Here is a 22198-nt window from a genome sequence, read left to right as displayed (position 1 = left end):
ATCGAGTAGATAGGGGCTTTTTTTATTTGGCTTAGATGATTTCAAATAATTGATTCCATTGTTTCATGACATTGTCAGCGCTGAACTTATCAGCTTTTTCAATGGCGTGTTCACTTTGTTGCTTGTGCTTTTCATCGTTATCTAGGATATCGATGACTTTGCTAGCAAACTTACCTAGGTCACCTGATTCAACTAGTGCTCCGTTCTTATCGTTGTCGATAATTTCATTTGGACCATAGTTAACGTCGTAGGCAACTTCAGGAATTCCGTAAGATAAACCTTCGATAAGTGCCATGCTTAATCCTTCACCCTTGGATGATTGGACTAGGACACGGGTCTTTTCTAAGACGTTTTGCTTATCTTGACCGGTCTTGTAATCGATCATTGAAACGTTGTCGGCAACGTCTAGTTGTTTGATGATTTCGTCTAATTCATTCTTGAATTGAGCGGATTCGAAGTATCCCATCATGGTTAAGTGGACATCTGGGATGGTTTGCTTAACGGCAGGGATGATAGAGATTAATTCGGCAACGTTCTTGTCTCTAAATACACGACCCATGTAGGTGATTTCATGATTGGTTACGTCTGAAGTAGGCTTGTGCATTTCAAAGATGGCAGTATCAAAGATGTTGTAAAAGTTCATCTTTGGATAGCGTTTTTCTAAGTCCTTCTTTTGTGCTTCAGTAGGGGTGATGACGCCCTCGTAAGTGTTTTGGTATTTATCAAATAGTGGGGTTAAATTGTCGAACAGCTTTGCCTTAGGATTACCAGCTTGTGATGGATCTTCGGTATGTTCGTTATGCATGATTTGGTACTTATGCTTGGTAGCTTTTACTTCACCCACGGCAACAGTCAATGAAGGACGGTCATTGATAATGACAGTGTCCTTATCTGAGATTTCGTTTATGAAAAATGTGTATAGTTCATCTTCGGTGTTGAAACGAAGAGTCTTACCCTTGTAGTTTAACAGCTTGTACATTGTAGGCATTAGTTGTTCACCAATGTTCATGTGGGTGATTTCCATGACCGGATCCCCAGCCTTGTTTAAGACTAGTTCGTGTCCGATGTTGCCATCTGGATGCATGTAGATGGTCTTTGATTTGAAACCACGGTAGTCAAAGACGTCTCGACTGGAGACATTACCGAAGTTATCGTAGTAATCGACGTTTCCAATTTCACCAACAGTAAGTGGGAAGATGGAAACCTTGGCCACGCGTTGACCTAATTTTTCAATGTATGACTTGTTGTTGTCGACACCGTTAATCTTGTATTCATGCTTGTCGACTAGGTTAGAGTATCTTAGGTACTCATGGTGCTTCTTAGGACCCATTTCACCTTGGAAGTAGTCATACATGTTAATGATATCGTCATCTGCGATACCGTATTTTTGAATTTCTTGATGCAACGAAGGGTTGTAATTTCTGGTAACAATCTTGGCATCAACGTTATTTTGTTTAAACAGTTTGATTCGGTTCATGGCTGAAAATTCAGTTCCCGAATTGAATGTAAAAATGTTTTCATTCACGAATAAAAATTTCTTGCTCATGATTATGCCTCCTCAGTGTGTTCCATATCACTTAGACCCTTTTTGATGTCGAAGTGGTATGTCTTTAGTTTGTCTTGCCAAGTCTTCTTAGCAGAATCGATTAGTTGTTTCCAATCTGCCCAAACGCTGTCTTCTGAGAAACGGTTTGATAATTCATAAGCTTGATCTGACATCTTTTGTAATAATTCGTCGTCTGTAAACAGTTTGACCATTCTATCGGATAGGGCCTTGGTGTCGTCGTAATCAACGACGTAACCATTTTCGTTATCGACGATTAATTCGTTTGGACCGTAATTGGTATCAAAGGTTACACCAACATCACCTTGAGCTTGAGCTTCCATTAGAGCAAGGTTGAAACCTTCCATGACAGAGGCTAGGGCGTATAGTTGAGCGTTTCTTTGCACACCGGTAACGTCATTGGTGTAGCTGTGTAGATGAACAGCATCCTTTAAATCGTATTCGTCTAATGAGGCGTTAATGCGCTTCATTGCGATATCGTCGTTGGAGTGGTCAACATATCCGTAGACATCCATGTTGATGTCAGGAACTTCGTTTTTGGCCATTCCCATAGCGTCGATAATCTTGTTGATTTGTTTTTCAGGAGCAACTCTGGCAGTTACGACGATACTGTGTTTCTTACGATCCTTCATTGGAATGCGTTGACCTTGTAGGTCTTCGTTTTTAATCACACCAACGGGGATGGTGAACATATCAACTGCTGGGTCGAAACGACGTTTAACGTCTTTAGTTTGTTTTTCGGTAGCAGAAACAATTGCGTCGTATCTGTTAGCATCGGTTAGTGAGTATTCGTAGTTGTTGTTCATGATTGAAGTATCTGGTTCTTGAGCGTCACCGGCATGTGAGTTATGTAGATGCAAGACGGTGTAGGTAGGAGAACTCAAGTTTTCTAGGATTTCTTCGAAGTAATCAGAACGATCCATTACGTAGATGTTTGGATGGTCTTGGTCCATGAATTCAACGTTGACTTCTTCTAAGAATTCTTGAAGTAATCCCACAATGTTGTTGTGAGTACGAACAGTGCCATTTTCATCGATGGTCTTAAAACCAGATTTTTCCATTTTACCTTGGGCGTTTAATCTGAAGTAGTCTTCGATAGCTGGACGACCTTCAGGAGTGTACCAAGTTTCAGTCGCAATCTTGTTGTCAGGAGTATACCATTGAGCCATTGATAGAAAACCGCGGTAGTCGTAGAAATCAACACGGTAAAGGTTGGCAAATCCATCGAATAGTTCGACAGACTTAACGATTTTATCGTTGGTAACTTCCTTATCAAATAGGTTGATACGAGCGACGATTTGGTTCTTGCTGTAGACAATCACTCGATTGTGATCTTTTTCGTCTTCGTATCTTAGATTAGAGACACCAAAATTAATGTCTTTTGGACGGATTGTCTTTTTTTGTACGTCGGTAGCTTTTTGGAAATAATCGAAAATGCTTAGGATATATTTATCCGCAATTCCGTTATTGTTTAAATGGAAGTGTAGTAGTGGGTTCCATTCACGAAAGACTAGGCGGTAGTCTTCGCCGAATTTTTCGAATAGTTTTGCGCGTTTTAACTGGGCGTGTTCAATCCCGGAGTTTTTTGCATTAAAGCTAGAATTTAAGAAAAAATTCATATCGGATACTCCTTTTTATGTAGTTACAATTATTATAACGCAGTGAGAGTTAAATTGGAGTAAAGAAAATCTTAAGAAAGATTTTTACATGATTTTTTAACAAAAGTCTAAATTAGTTTTACAATAAATAATGAAGTATTATTGGGAGGATAATTATGACAGAAAGACAATTAATTCAACAAATTCTAAACACAGTGGATGTGGAATACAATTTCGTCAACGTTGACTCAGATAATTCCGCTTACGACATTAAGGCGTTCCAACAAAAAAAAGATCGCCGTCCACTAAAGAATGTGAATGATGAATTAAAGAAATACTTCAAAGAAGCTGGCTTTAATTACACCGAACACATTGGTGACGATTTAGACTTAAAGATTAGCAAATAATACTAATAACAAATCTAAAATAAAAAGACTCAAGATATTATCTTGAGTCTTTTCTTTTAAAGTGTTGGTCCTTGATGATTGATTTCATCAGGGGTCATGTCAGTTAGTTCACAGTCAATGCGATGTTGTTTTAAAACATTTTGAGAATCAACATCAATTGGTTTGAATCCTTTGTTCACTAGGCGTTTGATGTACATAGTGTTGTAACCCAATCCCCAGATAACAGCACCTACAAAGTAGGTAATGTTTGCGGCATTACTTGGGTCAACGTTTAATACTAGTTGTAAGAACATGTGAGTCGCCATGTAGATACAAGCATCAACACCGACGATACATGCAGTGTTGTAGTAGTCAGAACGCAAGATGGAAGGAATCCAATGTAACAAGAATGATAGAATTGAAAATCCAAAACGACCAAACTTGATGCGATCATCGCGCTTAATCATGAAGACGAAGTTTTGCTTGAAATCTGGTGGTTTAGGGAAGTTATCCATTTGAATACCTACTTTCTATCGATTATTTTCTAGTAAATTTAACGACCGCTTCACAACGTGGTGTTTGTGGCATCATGTCGATTGGTTGAATGAAGTCCACCTTGTACTTACGAGTTAGTTGGACTAAATCAGCAGCCATGGTTGAAGGGTTACATGATACATATACGAATTTTTCTGGTGCACTCTTTAAAATAGCGTCAATTAATTTATCGTCTAGACCAGTACGTGGCGGATCAACGATGATGGCGTCCGGTTTGAAACCTTCTTCTAACCATTCAGGAAGGAGGTCTTCAGCCTTACCAACTTCATAGTATGCGTTTCTAATCTTGTTAATGATGGCGTTGTGGTTAGCATCTTCAACGGCTTCTGGAATGATATCCATTCCACGAATTTCTTCAGCGTGTTTAGCTAAAGGTAAACCGATGGTACCAACACCGGAGTAAGCATCAACGATTTTTTCGTTTCCGGTAAGTTCAAGTGCTGAGATGGCAACTTCGTATAGACGAGGAAGCATGATTGAATTCAACTGTAGGAAAGCACGAGCTGAAAGTTCGAAGCTTAGTCCCTTAATCTTTTCAACAATGGTATCCTTACCAGCTAAGTGCACTGTCTTGTCACCCCAGATAAGAGGGGAGTCACCAGGATTGATGTTTTGCATAACGGAAGTTACTTCTGGTAATTCCATCATGATCTTCTTTAGCATGAAACCTTTTTTAACGAACTTAGGAGTGTTGGTAACAAAGACCACTTGAACGTCGTCGGTGTTTAATGCGGCACGGACGATGACAGTCTTTACGATTCCAGAATTGTTTGATTCGTCAAAAACAGGAATTTCTAGTTCTTGGATGAATTCGACAATCTTTCTCATTACCTTCATGGTAGCAGGGTATTGAACTGAACATTCTGGAAGGTCGACTAAGTCGTGAGTTCCTTCTTTGAATAGTCCGGCGATGACCTTGCCATCCTTCATACGAACTGGGAATTGAGCCTTATTACGGTATTCGTATGGATCTTCCATTCCCATAGTAGAACGGATTTTGAAGTTCTTGTAACCTTGTGGTTGGAACTTTTCCAGTGCTTGTTTGATTAGATCACGTTTGAAACGAAGTTGTGCGGGATATGATAGTGATTCAAGTTCGAATCCACCAACACTGCCGGCATAACTATCACGAGGTTCAACACGGTCTTCGGATACACGGTTAATCTTGACGGCTTTTGCCTTGATGTAATTAGGGTAGACCTTAGTTACTTCAGCGACGACTTTTTCATCGGTAAAGGCACCGGTAACAAACACAAGCTTGTGTTCGTAAAATCCAATTCCTTCACCGTTAATGCCCATTCTTTTGATGGTCATTTTAAATTGTTGGCCAACTTCGACTTCAACGTCGTTATAGTTGGAACGATTATTGCGATTTTGGTATGCCATTAAAAACGTCCTTTTCATTTATACAATATTAATTTACATTATATCATGTTAAAAATGTTTTTAAATTATCAGTGTATCATTTAGCGATTATTTTATTGCAAAACGGTGTCCAAAGCGTTTAAATAGATACAGTAATTAAATTTGAGAGGGGCGACTTTTGACATGAAAAAGCTAAGAAATCTGTTCTTACTTTTGACAATCATTGCAATGTTAGTTTCGTTACCTTCAATTGACTTTGGAATTAAGGTATCCGCAGATGCCAATAGTAGTTCCAACATCATCGATGATAAGGATCCAGAAGCTATCGATGGTGATGCAACAAAGCCAAACGAGGGGACACAAAAGTCTGGTGATCAGTTCAACGATAACAAGACCATCAGTGATTCTATCAACACCGATGGAATTGCAACTACCACCAGCGATAATGCTTATGTCGATAACAACACTAAATACCATATTATCGATACTAAGCTACCTAATATTACGCCAACATGGGGTAACTACACCCGTGTTCGTGACATGGATGTGCCAAGTAATTACACATCCATTGATTCAATTAACACCGGTTCAACAACCTTTAAGACTAAGTGGTTCCTACCTGAAGGATTCCACGTTAGTCCAGAAGAACACGGAAACTACCAAGGTGGAATCATTGCTAACAACAGTATCTACTTTGTAGAATCTGCCGGAACCAACACTAACAAGGGTGCAATTGTAAAGATTGGCCTAGATTCCTTAGATAAGCTAGGGATTGATGATAGTACCCAACAAAACATCTTAGCCAAGGTCTTTAACTTCTTTAACAGAAACTCTGTTTACGGCAGCGACCACAGCAAGAATTTGTCTGACTTCATCGTTGATACTGATGGCTACAGAAAAGATAACGATAATATTCAACAAAAGATTACCGACATGAAAAATGAAATTGCTGCTGCTAACTTGAATATTAAGAATAATCAACAGACCTTTAACAACGCTACTAAACTAGCTAAGAACCAGTTAACTAAAACAGTTAAGGCTAATCGTAAGACGGTTAAATCTAATCGTAAGGCAATTAAGGTTAACCGTAAGGCAGCAAAGAAACTAAATAAGAGTCTAAAAAAGGCTTTAAAAAAGAGACATACAAAAGCTAAGATAATTAAAAAGCTTAAGAAGCAAATTGCTAAAATTAACAAATCGATTACTAAACTTAACAAGCAAAATACTAAACTTAACAATGCATACAAGAAGTTAAATGCGCAAAAGAATAATATGCAAAAGCTTACGCCAAAGGCATTTAAGACTTACAACAGTGTTAAGCAAGCTCAAGGGAAATTAATCGATAGAGATAATAAGGAGATTGATGCTTTCAACGCCAAGATTGATCATAACAACCGTGAAATTGATAGCATTAGTCAACGTAATGACTTGTTTAGCAAGTACTTTGACTTATCCAAGCTACTAACAATCAGTCCAGTTACCAATATTGGTCACGGTCAAACATTGTCATACAACCCAAGTAACAACCACGTTTACTTGGCCCAAGATGATAAATTAGGGGTCGTTGGAGATGACTTCTACAACCAAGTAACTGAAATGGATGCAGAAACCATGAACCCAGTTCACGTTTACCGTTTCAAACTAAACAACAAGGGTCATTACTACGCTGTCCATACTTTGACATTCGATAACGATGGTAATGCATACTTTGGTGTTCGTGGTGGTCCTAAGAAGATGAAGGGTACCTACACATTATTCCATGGAACAATGAACGAAAATGGTATTCAATTCACTCCGGTCAAAGGATTAATCAAGTGGCCAGGAAGCTTTAACCAACAGGTCACCTACAACCGCAACAACAATCGTCTATACCTACTATCAAACGATATGATTATTTCCATTCCGGTAGATGAAGTCAGAAATGATAACATCCAACCACAAGATGTTCACTACACTACCTTTGGTACCAACCGTGAATTCGAAAGTCTATCATTCGATAGCAGTGGTTACGGTTATCTAGTCGTACTTTGGAGATCCGAAGTATTGAAGTCAACCACACCAATCGATTAATAAAAAAAGCAACCACACAATGTGGCTGCTTTTTTATTATGGATTATTAGTAAGAATATTAATTACGTAGAAGATGATGATACCGATGATTAGTGGTTTGTTGGTAAAGAAGAATTTGGAAATTCCCGATAACCATGATTGGAAATAATTGTTTCGATCAATGTGATTAATGATATTGTTGACTACCATTGTGAATTCAAATGCTAACCAGATATATAGCAAGCCGACTAATAGGTTAAGAGAAGCGGACCAGTATAGTCCAGCTAATACTCCTAGAATTGTTGAAGCTAAATGAGTAGATGCGGATAGTAAATAAAAAGTGTAGACAATGATGGTCACGATTTTATTTGTAAACAGTGAAGCGATGGTGTAGTAGAGAAAGAACATAACGATTGGTAGTAGACCGTGGTAAAGAGACGCTAGGTTAAATGATATTCTTTCGTCTAATAGGATTGGAAATATGTAAGTGTTAAAGAATGTGAAAAGGACCAAAATTACGCCACCGTAAATTAGAATGCTCTTTTTGAATGCTTGGTTATTCATTAAACTTGCTCCTCGTTGACTTATTTTTGATAATTATAATACAAAGGATTTCTTAATCAATACAATCATAAATAAAAATGTTATGATTTGATTAATTAATCTAAATGATTTTTATGCGCTAAATTCATGAAGGAAAGGGGATGCTTGAATGCATTTAGAACCACTAAGTTGGAACGACATCTTCGAGCTAGCAAGTGCGATTGGAACATTTATCACCGCATACATTGCGTTGTATTTGAATCGCCGCCAGCCCGCAATGAGAATCAGAGTCGATCGTTCATCCGTTAATGGTCAGGGAGTCTTCATCTACTTCTTGGATGAAAAGTTAAACACTAGTGGCTTTATTAAGTTAAACCGCATCTATATGACACTACATGGTGAGGAGTTGGCTCACAGTGTGAACTTGGATTTGTTTAGGGAAGGATTAACGAGGTGGCGTCCGATTTCCAACGACTATATCGTTACAATTTCAATCAAACGTAGCAGTGATGACGAACAATTGAACCGTATCATTGCCGAGGCCTTCTCGATTGCCAAACACGAACACGATGACATTTCCCACAACGATATCTCAAAAAAGGATTTCCAACTGGGATTCGAATTTATGGTTAACGATCCGAGGGTCCATTTGAATCCGGTTGAGTTTAACTTGAAGAAGCTAGAAGAATCTAGCGTAATCGATATGAATAAAATTAAGGAATTTATGCACTAAAAAATGCATGTAGATAAAAATTATCTGCATGCATTTTTTTATTTGTTCAAAATCATTTTAATGTGTGGAGTTTGGTGGAACTCGTATACATCACCAACTGATTTGAAACCAAACTTGGCATAAAAGCCTTCTTTATCATCTTGTGAATCGATTTCAACTCTTGGATGATCGAAGTGTTCGTCGATTTCCTTTAATACGCGTTCAATTAATTGCTTGCCCAATCCTTTGCCACGAGCGGCAGGGGTGGTAAGTACTCTGCCAAATGAAGTGTGGTCTTCCCCATGAAAGACCCTGGCATAGGCTAGTAGTTGCCCATCTTCTTCAGCCCAGATATGTAGTGCTTTTTTGTCGACATCATCGACTTCTTGGTAAGGACGTTTTTGTTCCACCACAAAGGTTTGAACACGAGCAAAGTAGATGGCCCATAGTTCATCACGTGTGATTTCATCAAATGTTTTTACTATCCATTCCATGACACAACCTCCTAGATTGATTATTTTCATTCTACTATTTTTTATATTGAAAGTGTAAGATTTTGCAGTTTTATGCCAAAAAAGGCGCGGTGTTATTTTTGCGAATCGATGCTATTTTTTTAATCGTTCAAGGGCCCTTGATCAATACGCAAAAGGATTGATTAAGATGAATAATTTAGATGCCGGTTTTGATTTCTTAATGAAAGAAAACCATGTTGGCATTGTCTATGGAGTGTTAAAACGATTAAACATTAGAGTTGATAACCCACAATTTGATGACCTAAAGCAGGAGGGCTTTATCCACCTGGCAACAAAATACAGTCAATATAATGACGAACTAGATGACGATCGGGTTTGCGGCTACCTATTTCAGGCGGTCTATTGGCACCTGCTAGATATTTTAAGAAAGCAGCAACGTACCAACGATCACGTTATTAATGTCGAATCTGAAGTAGATGGTGATGGCTTTTCACCACATGATGAGATTGACGGCATTGATTTGTTGAACCAACTTTGGCTGCACTGTACCACTAACCAAAGAAAGTTTTTATGCTGTGCCTATAACGAATCGATGACCGTTACCGATATTGCCAGAAAGTATCACGTTAGTCGAAAGACGGTCTATCAATGGAAGAAGGGCGTCCAAGAAGAATTTTACAAATTGGGGTAACACTTTTTTAGGTCGGCACGTTATTAATAGTGTAAGGGTTGGCGCTAATCACTTATGAAAATTGGAAAAAGAGGTAAATCACAATGGAAAAGAAATGGAACAAGTCAAAGATTACAGTTAATACTTTAGGAAGCGACAAGGTTATGAGAAAACGTAACATTGCCAACGCAATCCAAGAAGTATCACCTGAACAAATGGCTCAACTAACCGCAATTGTTGCCGAATTAACCGGTGGTAAAGTCGATGGAGTAACACTAGTACAAGAAAGTAACTACTTGGGCTAATTTTAATTGGAGGACAAATTAATGAAAAAACTAGAATTAACATTTAAGAGCGAAAACGGTAAGAACAAGAACTTAGGTTTTAACTATGTAGAAGGTGATCTAAGTGCTGATAAGGTAATGCCAGCCATGCAACGCCTATCAGAATTAAACCTATTCCGTGACAAGGACGGTAGCTTATACCAAGAACCAGTAGCAGCTAAAATCATTGATACCACAAATCAAGTTTTATTCGACAAACGAATCAAGACTGACAATTCTGCTAAGTAATAAAAAAAGTCGTGTTGCATTATGCAACACGGCTTTTTATTTTAGGTATCCATCTGGATAATTTGATTCGATAAATTCACGAATGCATGACACCATCTTTTGTGCAGCAGGCGTCTTCATTTGAACTGAGTTCATTACCATAAAGATTGAACGGTAGAAATCATCATCAAATGGGTATAGTGAAACGTCACCGTTAATTCTTTGGAACGCTAACTTAGGTAGAATTCCCATACCAAGACCTGATTCAACCATTGCAATGATTGATTGGTCATCGATACTGAATTGAATTGAGTTAGGAGCAACGTTGTATTGATCTAACACTGCTTTGGTATCACCATCGTAATCTGATTTTTGTAGAATGAAGTGTTGGTTTTCAACATCCTTTTTGGTAATTGACTTACCATTAGCTGGAACGAAGTCCTTAGGGGTAATGCAGTAAATCTTGTCCTTTACCAATAGGGCCTTTACTAATCTTTCATTGATTGGCTGACATGTGAAACCAAGGTCGATTTTACCTTGGCGCGCCTGGAGGGTGATGTCGTTAAAGTCACTTTGAATCAGCTCAACTTTGACGTTGGGAAATTGACTATGAAAGTTATGTATAATCGTTGGCAACCAGTTGATGCAGACACTACTAAAAGCACCTAGTCTAACTGTTCCAGAAGTTAGTCCTTTGATTTTATTGGCTTCTTGTTGAAGACGTTCTTCATTATTTAAGATATCTTGAATAATTGGAAGAACATCCTTACCATCTTCGGTTAACTTAACTCCTGATCTATCACGGATAAGTAGTGAGAAACCAAGTTGTTTTTCTAGTTTATCGATTGAATGAGAAATTGCAGAAGGTGTAACTTCTAACTTTTGAGCTGCGTGGTGAAAACTCTCTTCGCTAACTACGGTTACAAAAGCTTGGTATGAAAAAGAAATCATGTACATCATCCTCTCGTCTACAATAAAAAACTTATTGTTTTAGATTATATATGTTTTTGTCAAAATATGTAACAACCATTTGAAAAAAATTATGTAAACTATCGAAATAAATTCGAATAGAATAAAAGACGCTATCAAAATGATAGCGTCTTTTTTATTATGGATACCAAAAACCAAACGCTTCTTGTGACCAACGATGATATCTGCGAGCATCCATGTTATTTACGCATTTGATAATATATTCCAGCGGCTTCGGCCGTGAACTGGTAATGATTGCTAGCATGTAGTGCATATCATTGGCACAGTAGATTTTATCTAGTGCCTTATTGCAGGGGTAATAATGTTTATCTCCGACATATTTGATAAGCTTATTTTGGATTTTTTGACGTAGCTTGCGACGGAGATGCTGATTGGCCTGCTCGAACTTGGCATCCAATTTTAGTCCTCTATATAACTGACGCAAATAAATCCCTCCCTTCAAATATCTATATAAGATAGTAGAAGAGTTCGTAGCTCAAATAGCGAAGGAGACGATATCAGTCTCTTTGCATGATATCAATCAATACGTTTAATAGGTCTGAATTATTACGATATTTATCAGTTAGGATTAGTAGGTAGTTAACAACCTCGAAGTTATTTTGTTTACTAAGAAGTTGTTCAAACTGTGGGTATTTTTCATCGTCGCCGAATTTTTTAGCGATAATTTGCTTTAGATAACTAGCAAAATAGTTCCGTAATCTAAGTTGTGCCAAAAGGTGTGTACTTGGATTGTTCGAACTAAAGGTTTCTGTCATTGGCAATACCTCCACTAATCTTTTTACCTTACTTTAATATTTTTTGGATTAAATGTCTAAAGTATGGCACTGATTTTAAAATTATTTAATAAAATACGACAATTTATTAATGAAATAGTTAAAAAGTTAAAATGTGTTATAATCTAGATTATAAAATTATTGGAGGAATCAAAATGCAATCATTTTTAAAGAAGACAGTCTATGCTGGACTAACTCTTTTTGCATTAGGTTCATTAGCAGCAGTTAACACAACCACTGCTAATGCCAAGAAACACGTCACTACTAAACGTGTTGCCAAAAAGGTAAAAACAGGGAAGCACACAAAAAAACAAACTAAAGTAACTGTCACATACTACAAAGTTCATTTCGCAGAAAATGCTGCATATGCTAAATCAAACGGGGTCGTTAGTATCATGAACAAACCCGGTAAACTGGGTAATGCTAAGGTTATTGCCGATAAAGCAACAATGCGTCGTTTAGCAAAATCGAAACTACCTGAAAACGTATTCTATGTATATGGAATGGCTAAGACTAACACCGGTCTATACTACGCTCACGTTGTCACTTTAGGTGGCAAGTACCGTGGTTGGATCTACGTTGGTAGAAATGACTTCCAATACAACCTAGATAGCATTACTAAAAACACTGGAATTTCAGCTACAAAAACATTAAAATACGGTGCAAACCCAAGCAACGTAAACGTTAAAATTCTAGACAATCTATGGACTTATCCTAAGTTCAGTCGTTACAACGCGCGTGTAGTTAGCCATAAGAAGGCTTCATATATCAACGATGATTTCGTTGTTGAATCAGCCGTATACAACACCCGTGGTTGGTTATACTACTACGTTCAAGACACCAAGAAGAAGAGTGTTAATGGTTGGATTTACAGCGGTAGCACTACTGCTCCTAATGCTAAGAAGGATACTAAGAAGACTTCTAACAAGAAGACTTCTGCTAAGACACCAACTGATAACAAGCAAACACAAACTACCCCAACTACCACAACACCAACACCAAGTACTTATAACCTAGTATTTAAATACAATGGTAACTTTGTAAGCACAAAGATTGTTAACTTATCAGATCTATCAGTAAACGGCACTCCTGTCGTAACTCCTGATTCAATCGCTAAGTTTATCCCAAGTAACTACCAAATCACTACTGATTCTAATGCTATCAATACTGATGGACCAATCGTTAATGGTGGAACTGCCATCATCAACCTAAATGCCGTTCCAGCAACTCGTTTAACAATTGCCATCAAACAAAAAGATACTGGTGTACTTTTGACGCCTTCATCTGATTTAGTAACTACTCTAAACGAAGCTGGTCAAGACTTATTGAACCAAAAACTAGTACTAAATGGTCAAAGTATTAATTCCGATGCCGTTAAGTCAATCTTAACTAACCGTAACTTACTAAGCATTGATCAATCAAAGCTATCAACTAGTGGTGCCGGTTCACTTCAATTCGTAGGTGTAGACACAACCGCAATTGATGCAAGTAACCCAACAGTTACTCTTTACTACAAATAAGAGATAAAAAAGCTTCCCAAAAAGGGGGGCTTTTTTACTTTTATTTAATTTTCAGTGAATATTATACTAATATGTATTATTATTATTAATGTATAAGATTAAAACGGAGTGATAAAATTTGAAAAAGTTCTTAGTTTTCTTGTCATTGATAACTGTACTTTTAATGTTTTTTTCAGTTTCTGGACAAGCTGTCAATGCACAAACCTACGTATATGTTACAAGAACTGGTAAAAGATACTACTATAATCGAAATGATTGGGGCTTAAAACGGGCGCACCAAGTTTATCGTGTGACCTTAAGTCAGGCTCAGTCACGTGGTCTTACTTTGGCCAAGGACGAAAGCACCAATCGTACTGTCGTTACTAAGGTAACAGCCAAAAAGGCTAGAAAGATACATAAACAAGCAGTTAGTCATAGTGGCAAGACTAAGATTGCTAACAATCAAATTGTGATTCTAAATGGTAATAATCCTGCCTTTAGTAAGTCCGACATGTCACTAAAGCATGGTGCATGGGCAAGATACGGTAGCTTGGATAAGCTCAATCGTTCAACCACTGCGAATGCAATGTTAAACTATTCATTGATGCCAAAGGTTAAAAGAGAACCTTTATATGTTGATCCTACGGGTTGGCATAACAAAAGAGATGGCGGAACATGGTTATATAATAGAAGTCATCTAATCGGCTATCAGTTTACAGGTCAAAATAATAACTTACGTAATCTGATGACAGGAACGCGTTCATTAAATGATCCTGCGATGAGTACGTTTGAAAATAAGGTTGCATACTATCTACGCAGTAATCACCATCACTACGTTAGATATCAAATTAAACCGGTGTTTAAGAAGAACAACCTCTTAGCGTCTGGTGTGATTATGCGTGCCCAATCGGTTGGGAGTAACGCAATTTCGTTTAATGTTTACATTAAAAATATTCAAGAGGGATTCAAACTGAACTACGCAAATGGAACTAGCGTAGCTGAATAATGAGGAGAATTAATGATGGAAAAATTAAAGCAGTTTTTAAAATGGTTAACACCATTTATTATCTTTTTAGTTTTAGCGTTATTAGTCGTTGCGATTCCACTAGTTAAGAAGCAAACATTCTTGGGATCAGATTCACTATTTCACTTTAACCGTTTCTACGATGCCGCAATGCAATTAAAGAACCATAAGATTAGTTATTTCCAAACTAATTATGGTTTCTTAGGTACAGGTAGAATGCTAAGTACCTTGTATGGACCAGTCGCAGCCTATGTAGGTGGTTTTCTACTATTATTAGCTGGAACCTGGTTTAAGTTCGAAATTTTAACCGATTTAATTGTGTTAATTGTTTCAGCTCTTGGAATGTACAAGCTATGTCGTGTTAACAACGTTGATAAGTACCCAGCTATTTTCATGGGCTTTATTTACATGTACTCTTCATTGGTAATGCAATGGGTTACTGCCCAACAATTTACCGGAGTAGGGGCCATGTTTGTGCCATTTGTCATGATTTATGCTACCCAAATGGTGAGAAAAAATGACGTCTCATTCTTCGGATTCGCATTCGTAATGAGTTTATTGATTGAAACCCACTTGATGAGTGCAATGATTGCCTCACTTGGCATTATTCCATTCTTTGTTGTAGGGATGATTAACGCAGTAGATAAAAAACAACGTGTGCGTATGCTACTACATACCATTTATGCGGCGTTGATTACAATGGTTTTAACGATTAATGTTTGGTACAACTTAATCTACATTTCATCAACCAACCATTTACTTTCAGTCTACCCTGTAACCCACGTTCGTACCTATGGATATAACTTTAATGTTCAATCATTAGTGAACATTATGAAACCGACCGAGTTTATTTTATTCGTTTTTGTATTATACTTTGTTATTAGAAGATTCAAACAAGTCGATATCTTAACTAAGACAACTGCACTAACTGGATTTTGCTTCTTATTTATGGCTTGGAGTCACTTCCCATGGGGAGTTCTTCAATATCTTATTCCACAGTTATCATACACACTTCAATTTCCAAAACGTTTCTTGGTAATTGCGTTTGTATGCCTATTAGTAACTTTCGGTCGAATTTTAACCTATGAAATTAGAAATAATACTCATAAGAGTAACTATGTTGTCGTAGCAACAATCTTATTATTGATTCTTGGTAGTACCGGATTGGACTTTTATGCCATCCACCAACGTAGTATTAACTATGTGAAGCTAAATACTAAGCGTCACAAAAATAATAAGAACGACAACTCACTTTATTACTATGTAAGAAAACACCATAGAACAATTCAAAAGGACACCCAAAGCCACAATCTTTCATACTTGCTAGAAGATATTATTAAGGCGACTCCTGACTATGTTCCTTCTTATAAACAAATTACGGGACATATTGAATACAGTAATCTAGATCCGTACAGATTGTATTACAATGATTACATTGCAAGAAACCATGATAAGAAGGTTCATTTCAAACACATTGTAAGAAAAGATGGATCACTAAGTATTAAGTTTAAACTAAAGAAAGCACAAGAAATTCAAGTTCCATTGGTTAAGTATGCCCAAACACAAGTAACGGTTAATGGAACCGTCAAGAATGTGAAGACAACTAAACTAGGAGCAATAATCGTCTCAGCCAAGAAGGGTAATAATAGAGTAAACATCAAGTATGTAACTTCATTTACTACTCGTTTGATGATGGTACTAACATGGATTAGTTGGATTTTGTTTGGAATTTTTGCATTAACAAAAATTAGACGCAACAAGTAGGCCGAATGGGCCTTTTGTTGCTTTAGAGGAAATGAATAATTTCCGATTACTGGAGGGATAGTTTTGGAACAACTGAGAAATGCGGCTAAAAAAGTTCATGAAAGCCGCTTTTTCCCGCTGCTCGTGTTTGGATTATTGGGGTTGATTGCTCTTAGCGGTTTGATTTTAAATAATACGTTAATTTTGAGCTACGATACGATTTTTCACTTTAACCGCTTTTATGACACTGCTGAGCAAATCAGAAATGGAAGTTATAATTACTTCCAAATGAACTACGGTTTCTTACAAACAGGAAGAATTGTCAATGCCTTGTATGGACCGGTAGTGGCCTACATTGGTGGCTTTGTCCTGTTGCTAAGTTACAACTGGATTGTATTTGAAATTGTAAGCTCAATGCTAGTGATGTTAATCGCTGCATTTTCAATGTATTGGTTATGTAAGGTTAACGGCGTTAGTCGTGATTACTCCATTTTGATGGGTTCACTTTACATGGTTGGATCATCAGTGTTTCTATGGGTAACCACTCAACAATTTACCGGAGTTGGAGCTGCGGTAATGCCATTGTTTTTCATTGGAATTACTTTAATGTTACAAAAATTAAGGATTCCAGTACTAGGGGTATCCGTGGGAATGGCAGTCCTAATTCAAACCCACGTGGTTTCCAGTTTGATTGCCTTTGGTGCTGCGCTTCCAATCATCATCGTTTCTTTAGTACTAACCAAGGAAAAGTGGAAGATGATTAAGGATGGGTTAATCGCAATTGTGTTAACACTTGCATTAACCTTTAACGTTTGGGGAGTTATGATTTCAATCTTTAGACATAATTTCTTGATTCCAACATTCCCCGAAACTAGCATGCAACTATTCACGGTTTCGCTACATGGTGAATCAATCCAAAGTGTTGTTAAGCCAATGGAACTATTGATATTCTTGTATGTTATCTATTATGTGATTACGAGATGGAAGAAGTTAAACTACGTTGTTAGAACATTGGGTTCAGTTGGTTTTGCTTTCTTGGTTTTATCAACGAATATCGTTCCTTGGACTCGTTTACAAGTTGAATTTCCAAAGCTAACCACATTGGTGCAATTTCCAAAGCGTTTTGCAGTGGTTCCATTCATCCTATTCTTCTTATTACTAGGGATGATTTTGACTAACGACAAGCATGCCTTGACGTTAAAACCATTGCACTACCCAAGTCGCGCATTCACTTATGCAATGCTCTTCTTTGTTTTTGCATTAAACATGGAATTAAACTTCCAAGCAATTAACCTAGGAGTGTCTCAAACCATTGCGATGAAACAAAACAATGATTCTGTAATCCCGGTTAACCATGCTTTTAGCTACAACAAGATAAATAATCGTACTTACTTACAAGATTTAGAAAGTACAAATAAATCATACTTTATCAACGATATCCTAAAGACAACGCCTGATTACTTACCAACCACTGAGGCAGTCAATGAGGATAATTATGCTAATGTGCATCCATACCTAAATAACCACCGTCAGTTGATTAAACACAACTTCAAAATTAAGGGTGGTTACACCAAGAAGGTGAACAAGGATGGATCATTGACCGTCACATGGTATAACCATCACTCAAAGACTAGACGCTTCAGAGTAACCGTCGTTAAGTACTCAGCCACTAAGTTAGTTCTAAACGGTAAGAAGATTAAGCCAGCCCGCATCAGTCAGGTTGGTGCTGTCACCGTTAAGGCCAAACCAGGTAAAAATGTGTTAACAGTATCCTATCGTACTGGATTAGGAATGGATGTTATCTTCCTAGTTACCACACTTAGTTGGGTCGGCGTCTTCGGATATGTCATTGTCAGAAGATTTAAAAACAAAAAGAGTAACCAGTAATGGTTACTCTTTTTTATTTGCTAAATAATCCTCATACATGTACTTAGCGGTCTTTAAATAGATGTTGTGGTATATTTGGTCGTCGAATAAGATCGAGTTAGCACAGGACAAATTTGGATTGTTAAAACGACTCTGTTTGACGAAGTTGATACAACTAATACTCTTTTGGGTGTAGTAGATAATGAAGTTATGAATCATCATCAGGTCTTTGAACTTGTTTTGCAGATAGTAGCCACTGGCATTGATCTTGAGGTGCGTTTCTTTGCCATGCATGTACAGGTAGGAGAACTTATCAGTGGAATAGGGGATGCAATAGCTCAATAGGTTGGCGTTAAACCAGGAGTAGGACCGAGTCTTATGACTGGATGGCAATGGAATTAGTGATGCCTCGGTGGTTAAAATTGGAAACTTATTTTTGATATGCAGTTCTTCACAGATACTTCGATTGAAGTGTTTATGCAACATGCATTCCATTTGCAACTTCTTATTGATTAAAGCGGTCGTCGATGATTTCAGTAAGTAAAAGTTAAAACCATTTTCAATTACCATGGTCGCATAACGTTTGCTGCGGTCGTAAACATCCACCAGCATCAATAGGTTATGCCAGTTGATTTGTTTGAAATTAAAACGGTGGTTGACCAGACTAATCGGTAGTTTATCTACATCGACAAAGGTGGTGCCATCCTTACTTTCAATCGCTTCGTTTTTTAAATTTGTTTCATTCATAAAAAAATCCTCTCGTGTGTTTTGCGTTTAACAAGCTAGCACGAGAGGATCTCTTAGGCGAATTATTTCGGCCGATTTAAGAAAATCTTAACTATTTTTGATGAAGTCACCTATGTAAAAGGCAAGTTTACGATAAGTATAGGCGTTAGGGTGGACGTGTTGATCTTGGTACATTTCCTTGTAGTTAAAGTCGGTGATGAATTCTGAATGATATTCACGCCAATCGATGAACGGAATTTGGAATGCTGAATAGACTTCAGTCAAACCATCTAGTAGTTCATTGAATGTGTAGTTAGAATATCTAACGACTTCAGCAGCATTCTTATCTTCGTCAAAACGAGTTAGTGGCAGCACGGCGTAAATCTTTGCTTCGTGGTGTTCACTAATCAGTTGGCGAACCAATCTAGTTAATTTGGAAATGATGCGGACTAATGGAACGTCTAAATGACCATAGTCGTTAGTCCCAATCATCAAGACGATGACGTCGTATTTCTTATCTTTGATTTTTTCAATTTCTTTTTCTAGTGTTTCATAGATGGTAGCACCATTAATCCCGTTGTTGCAGACACGGCAATTATAGTATTTGGCTAAGTATCGTGGATAGTTGTAGCGTAGGTTTACGGTTCCGTCGAATCCGCGGGTGACTGAGTCACCTAAGGCCACGACTGTTTTGTTTGTAAGATCCAATTTAATCAACTCCGATGAATATGTATATATTAACTAATATAATATCAAAAACTTAGTAAAAATTTAATTTTATATACTCGGAATTTTTTTTGGTATAATGGAGGTCCTTGGCAGGGGCACAAAAGCCGAAAAAAGACGCGGATATCCGCGCCCTTTTTTTATTGACACAATTGCCATTTATGATATACTCATTTGTTAATAAATAAAATTAGGAGGGCACACAATGACACACAAAAGAATGATTGTTTTGGATATTGCTTCACTTGGTTTAGGCGAAGCTCCCGATGCTAATCGTTTTGACTCTATTGGTGCCGATACATTAGGCCATATCGCTGATAAGGGGCTAAATGTTTCTAATTTAATTAACCTAGGTCTTGGCAATGTTCGCTGGGACAACGAGATTAAATCAATTCCACAAGTTGACGCTCCTCGTGGCTTCTTTGGGAAAATGGTTACCACTGTTGATAGCAACAGGGGTAGTGCCTCATTTCGTGAGATGTTTGACTACACTGCCGGTGTCCGTACAGCTTCTGTAATGGACTTGTTGGCAGAAAAACAACATAGTGTTTCAATTATTTCAAGCTTTGCTTATTACTGGGAAAAGCAGGACGATATTTCTATGGTCCAAGTCCCTGATGATAGCAAAGCTTTTATTGAATTATCATCTAAAATGAGGACCCAAAAGAGCGGGTTAATTTACTGCCAGTTACCAGAACTACGACACTTCGCCAGAATGGACGACAGTGTTGGGTATGCTAAGCAATTAAATGTGTTGGATGAAACAATCGGTAAGGTCTTAGAACGACTAAGGGATAATGATTTACTACTGATCACATCCTCATATGCCATTGATCCAACCAGAGACAATCGAATTACGCGTGAATACTTACCACTAATTGTCTTCAATCCAAATAAGGATGAAGGTAAGTCATTAGGAATTAAGCGTTCATTAGGTGCGGTTGCTAACGCAATCGTTGCGTTCTTCGATTTAGATGATGGGGAAATTACTAAACCAAACTTTATCAACGAAGTTATGTAATTAAGCAATATTGAAAGGGGTGTTGCGCAACTAAAATAAGCTATTTGTCACTATATTTTTTTGTCGCAGAGAAAGGATTAGAATTTTTATGTATTTGTTAGTTAATATTTTAGGAATTATTGTTTTCCTAGGGATTGCATTTATTGTTTCAAAGAACAAGAAAGAAATTAAATGGCGTTCAGTAATTACTGTTTTAGTGTTAAACCTGGTAATCGCTTACTGTTTAACACAATTTTCATGGGGTCGTGCTGCTGTTGAAGCCGCTGCCAATGGTTTCTCAGCATTAGTTGAAGTGGCCTACCAAGGTATCGCTTTTGCTCTACCTAGTTGGGTTCACGTTAAGTCAATGGACTTTGTAACTTCAGCACTTCTACCAATCTTATTAATCGTTCCAGTGTTTGATATCTTAACTTACATTGGAATCCTACCTTGGATCATCAAATGGGTAGGTAAAGGTTTGGCATACATAACTGGCCAACCTAAGTTTGAATCATTCTTCGCTGTTGAAATGATGTTTTTAGGTAACACTGAAGCACTTGCTGTTTCAACTCTACAATTAAAACAAATCTCAGCAGTAAGAAATGTTGTCATTGCCATGATGTCAATGTCATGTGTGACTGCCTCAATTCTTGGCGCATACACTCAAATGGTTCCAGGTCAATACGTATTGACTGCCGTTCCATTGAACATCTTAAATGCTGTTATTGTAACTAGTATTTTAATGCCAACTTCAGTTAGCCCAGAAGAAGATACTATCGCTAAGTTAGGTAGTTCTTCACAAACTGCTGAAGTTGCCGTTGGTGAACATCCTGAAAACGCAGAAGAAGCTAAGAAAGAACCATTCTTCTCATTCTTGGGTGACTCAATCCTAGGTGCTGGTAAATTAATCTTAATCATTACTGCAAACGTTATCGCATTCGTTGCTTTAGCTGCATTAATCGATAAGATCTTAGGTGCAATCAATCCTAGTTTATCCCTAGAACACATCTTAGGAATCATCATGTTCCCATTCGCTTGGTTAATGGGTTCAGACGTGCATACTGCTTTTGATTTTGCACAAAACATGGGTACTAAGCTGGTAACTAACGAATTTGTTGTTATGGGTAAAGTATCATCACACATCGGTTCATACGCTCCTCACTACCGTGCACAATTAACTGTCTTCCTAACTTCATTTGCTAACCTTTCTACAGTAGGAATGATCATCGGTGCATTCAAGGGTATCGTTAACCGTGAAGTAAACAACGCTATTTCAAAGAGTGTAGGTTACATGATTCTATCAGGAATTTTAGTTTCACTACTATCTGCAGGAATCGTTGGTCTATTTGTATGGTAAAATAGAAATATAATATATATATATAGAT

23 protein-coding genes are annotated in these 22198 nt (G+C 37.5%); 12 read left to right on the top strand and 11 right to left on the bottom strand.

Annotated features, from left to right (window positions below; translation table 11 throughout):
- Positions 1-31 precede the first annotated feature (31 nt).
- Both J3U50_RS06600 and J3U50_RS06595 read right to left on the bottom strand, forming a co-directional pair.
- Positions 32-1546 carry a glycosyltransferase gene (locus tag J3U50_RS06600; RefSeq protein WP_301945880.1) on the bottom strand — a complete coding sequence of 505 codons (1515 nt, stop codon included), beginning with the start codon at positions 1544-1546 and terminating at the stop codon, positions 32-34.
- A gap of 2 nt (positions 1547-1548) precedes the next feature.
- Positions 1549-3183, bottom strand: a complete 1635-nt coding sequence (locus J3U50_RS06595; RefSeq protein ID WP_301945879.1) for a glycosyltransferase — start codon at positions 3181-3183, stop codon at positions 1549-1551.
- A 155-nt stretch (positions 3184-3338) separates the two neighbouring features.
- Here J3U50_RS06595 and J3U50_RS06590 point away from each other — a divergent pair, with 155 nt between their 5' ends.
- Positions 3339-3569: a hypothetical protein gene (locus J3U50_RS06590; protein ID WP_301945878.1), complete on the top strand. Its 231-nt coding sequence runs from the start codon at positions 3339-3341 to the stop codon at positions 3567-3569.
- Between the two features lie 56 nt (positions 3570-3625).
- Here J3U50_RS06590 and J3U50_RS06585 read toward each other — a convergent pair whose 3' ends face one another.
- Together J3U50_RS06585 and rlmD are read right to left on the bottom strand one after the other, a co-directional pair.
- Positions 3626-4063, bottom strand: a complete 438-nt coding sequence (locus tag J3U50_RS06585) for a hypothetical protein (RefSeq protein WP_054607877.1) — start codon at positions 4061-4063, stop codon at positions 3626-3628.
- Positions 4064-4085: 22 nt separating this feature from the next.
- A complete protein-coding gene (rlmD, locus tag J3U50_RS06580; RefSeq protein WP_155451835.1) occupies positions 4086-5489 on the bottom strand; it encodes a 23S rRNA (uracil(1939)-C(5))-methyltransferase RlmD in 1404 nt (467 codons plus the stop codon).
- Between the two features lie 162 nt (positions 5490-5651).
- Here rlmD and J3U50_RS06575 point away from each other — a divergent pair, with 162 nt between their 5' ends.
- A complete protein-coding gene (locus J3U50_RS06575) occupies positions 5652-7538 on the top strand; it encodes a hypothetical protein (protein ID WP_301945877.1) in 1887 nt (628 codons plus the stop codon).
- 36 nt (positions 7539-7574) lie between these two features.
- On the opposite strand, the gene J3U50_RS06570 is transcribed toward J3U50_RS06575, so the two are convergent.
- Positions 7575-8081: a hypothetical protein gene (locus J3U50_RS06570; RefSeq protein WP_054607880.1), complete on the bottom strand. Its 507-nt coding sequence runs from the start codon at positions 8079-8081 to the stop codon at positions 7575-7577.
- Positions 8082-8229: 148 nt separating this feature from the next.
- On the opposite strand from J3U50_RS06570, the gene J3U50_RS06565 reads away from it, so the two are divergent.
- Complete coding sequence (locus J3U50_RS06565) at positions 8230-8793, top strand: hypothetical protein (protein ID WP_301945876.1); 564 nt, start codon at positions 8230-8232, stop codon at positions 8791-8793.
- A 38-nt stretch (positions 8794-8831) separates the two neighbouring features.
- Here J3U50_RS06565 and J3U50_RS06560 read toward each other — a convergent pair whose 3' ends face one another.
- On the bottom strand, positions 8832-9266 hold the full coding sequence (locus tag J3U50_RS06560; RefSeq protein WP_301945875.1) for a GNAT family N-acetyltransferase: 435 nt from the start codon (positions 9264-9266) through the stop codon (positions 8832-8834).
- A gap of 166 nt (positions 9267-9432) precedes the next feature.
- On the opposite strand from J3U50_RS06560, the gene J3U50_RS06555 reads away from it, so the two are divergent.
- The 3 genes from J3U50_RS06555 (at position 9433) to J3U50_RS06545 (ending at position 10487) form a co-directional block, all read left to right on the top strand.
- Positions 9433-9936: a sigma-70 family RNA polymerase sigma factor gene (locus J3U50_RS06555; protein WP_301945874.1), complete on the top strand. Its 504-nt coding sequence runs from the start codon at positions 9433-9435 to the stop codon at positions 9934-9936.
- 83 nt (positions 9937-10019) lie between these two features.
- Positions 10020-10220, top strand: coding sequence for a hypothetical protein (locus J3U50_RS06550; RefSeq protein WP_054607883.1), 201 nt, complete (start codon positions 10020-10022; stop codon positions 10218-10220).
- A 21-nt stretch (positions 10221-10241) separates the two neighbouring features.
- Positions 10242-10487 (top strand): DUF2922 domain-containing protein, encoded by a 246-nt coding sequence (locus J3U50_RS06545; RefSeq protein WP_054607884.1) that lies wholly within the window; start codon positions 10242-10244, stop codon positions 10485-10487.
- Between the two features lie 36 nt (positions 10488-10523).
- On the opposite strand, the gene J3U50_RS06540 is transcribed toward J3U50_RS06545, so the two are convergent.
- The 3 genes from J3U50_RS06540 to J3U50_RS06530 form a co-directional block, all read right to left on the bottom strand.
- The gene (locus tag J3U50_RS06540) at positions 10524-11417 is read right to left on the bottom strand and encodes a LysR family transcriptional regulator (RefSeq protein WP_034531417.1); all 894 of its coding nucleotides are present in this window, start codon (positions 11415-11417) and stop codon (positions 10524-10526) included.
- Positions 11418-11574: 157 nt separating this feature from the next.
- Entirely contained in the window at positions 11575-11880 is a 306-nt protein-coding gene (locus tag J3U50_RS06535; RefSeq protein ID WP_054607885.1) for a hypothetical protein, read from the bottom strand.
- A gap of 73 nt (positions 11881-11953) precedes the next feature.
- Positions 11954-12211: a hypothetical protein gene (locus J3U50_RS06530; RefSeq protein ID WP_054607886.1), complete on the bottom strand. Its 258-nt coding sequence runs from the start codon at positions 12209-12211 to the stop codon at positions 11954-11956.
- Between the two features lie 173 nt (positions 12212-12384).
- Here J3U50_RS06530 and J3U50_RS06525 point away from each other — a divergent pair, with 173 nt between their 5' ends.
- The 4 genes from J3U50_RS06525 (at position 12385) to J3U50_RS06510 (ending at position 18382) form a co-directional block, all read left to right on the top strand.
- On the top strand, positions 12385-13749 hold the full coding sequence (locus J3U50_RS06525; protein ID WP_301945873.1) for a hypothetical protein: 1365 nt from the start codon (positions 12385-12387) through the stop codon (positions 13747-13749).
- A gap of 118 nt (positions 13750-13867) precedes the next feature.
- Positions 13868-14734 carry a DNA/RNA non-specific endonuclease gene (locus J3U50_RS06520; protein WP_237756970.1) on the top strand — a complete coding sequence of 289 codons (867 nt, stop codon included), beginning with the start codon at positions 13868-13870 and terminating at the stop codon, positions 14732-14734.
- A gap of 15 nt (positions 14735-14749) precedes the next feature.
- Complete coding sequence (locus tag J3U50_RS06515) at positions 14750-16516, top strand: hypothetical protein (protein ID WP_301945872.1); 1767 nt, start codon at positions 14750-14752, stop codon at positions 16514-16516.
- A 63-nt stretch (positions 16517-16579) separates the two neighbouring features.
- A complete protein-coding gene (locus J3U50_RS06510) occupies positions 16580-18382 on the top strand; it encodes a hypothetical protein (protein ID WP_301945871.1) in 1803 nt (600 codons plus the stop codon).
- 3 nt (positions 18383-18385) lie between these two features.
- Here the strand turns inward: J3U50_RS06510 and J3U50_RS06505 are convergent, their stop codons facing one another.
- Positions 18386-19108, bottom strand: coding sequence for a hypothetical protein (locus tag J3U50_RS06505; protein ID WP_054607890.1), 723 nt, complete (start codon positions 19106-19108; stop codon positions 18386-18388).
- Positions 19109-19195: 87 nt separating this feature from the next.
- Positions 19196-19795, bottom strand: a complete 600-nt coding sequence (locus tag J3U50_RS06500) for an SGNH/GDSL hydrolase family protein (protein WP_054607891.1) — start codon at positions 19793-19795, stop codon at positions 19196-19198.
- A 223-nt stretch (positions 19796-20018) separates the two neighbouring features.
- On the opposite strand from J3U50_RS06500, the gene J3U50_RS06495 reads away from it, so the two are divergent.
- Positions 20019-20834, top strand: coding sequence for a hypothetical protein (locus J3U50_RS06495; RefSeq protein ID WP_053791469.1), 816 nt, complete (start codon positions 20019-20021; stop codon positions 20832-20834).
- A gap of 88 nt (positions 20835-20922) precedes the next feature.
- Positions 20923-22170, top strand: a complete 1248-nt coding sequence (locus J3U50_RS06490; protein ID WP_301945870.1) for a NupC/NupG family nucleoside CNT transporter — start codon at positions 20923-20925, stop codon at positions 22168-22170.
- Positions 22171-22198: the final 28 nt, after the last annotated feature.

The organism is Lactobacillus sp. B3795 (assembly GCF_026535805.1).
Lineage (GTDB): Bacteria > Bacillota > Bacilli > Lactobacillales > Lactobacillaceae > Apilactobacillus > Apilactobacillus kunkeei_C.
The sequence above is the reverse complement of the archived record's forward strand: the minus strand, read 5'-3'. Positions and strand labels throughout refer to the sequence as shown.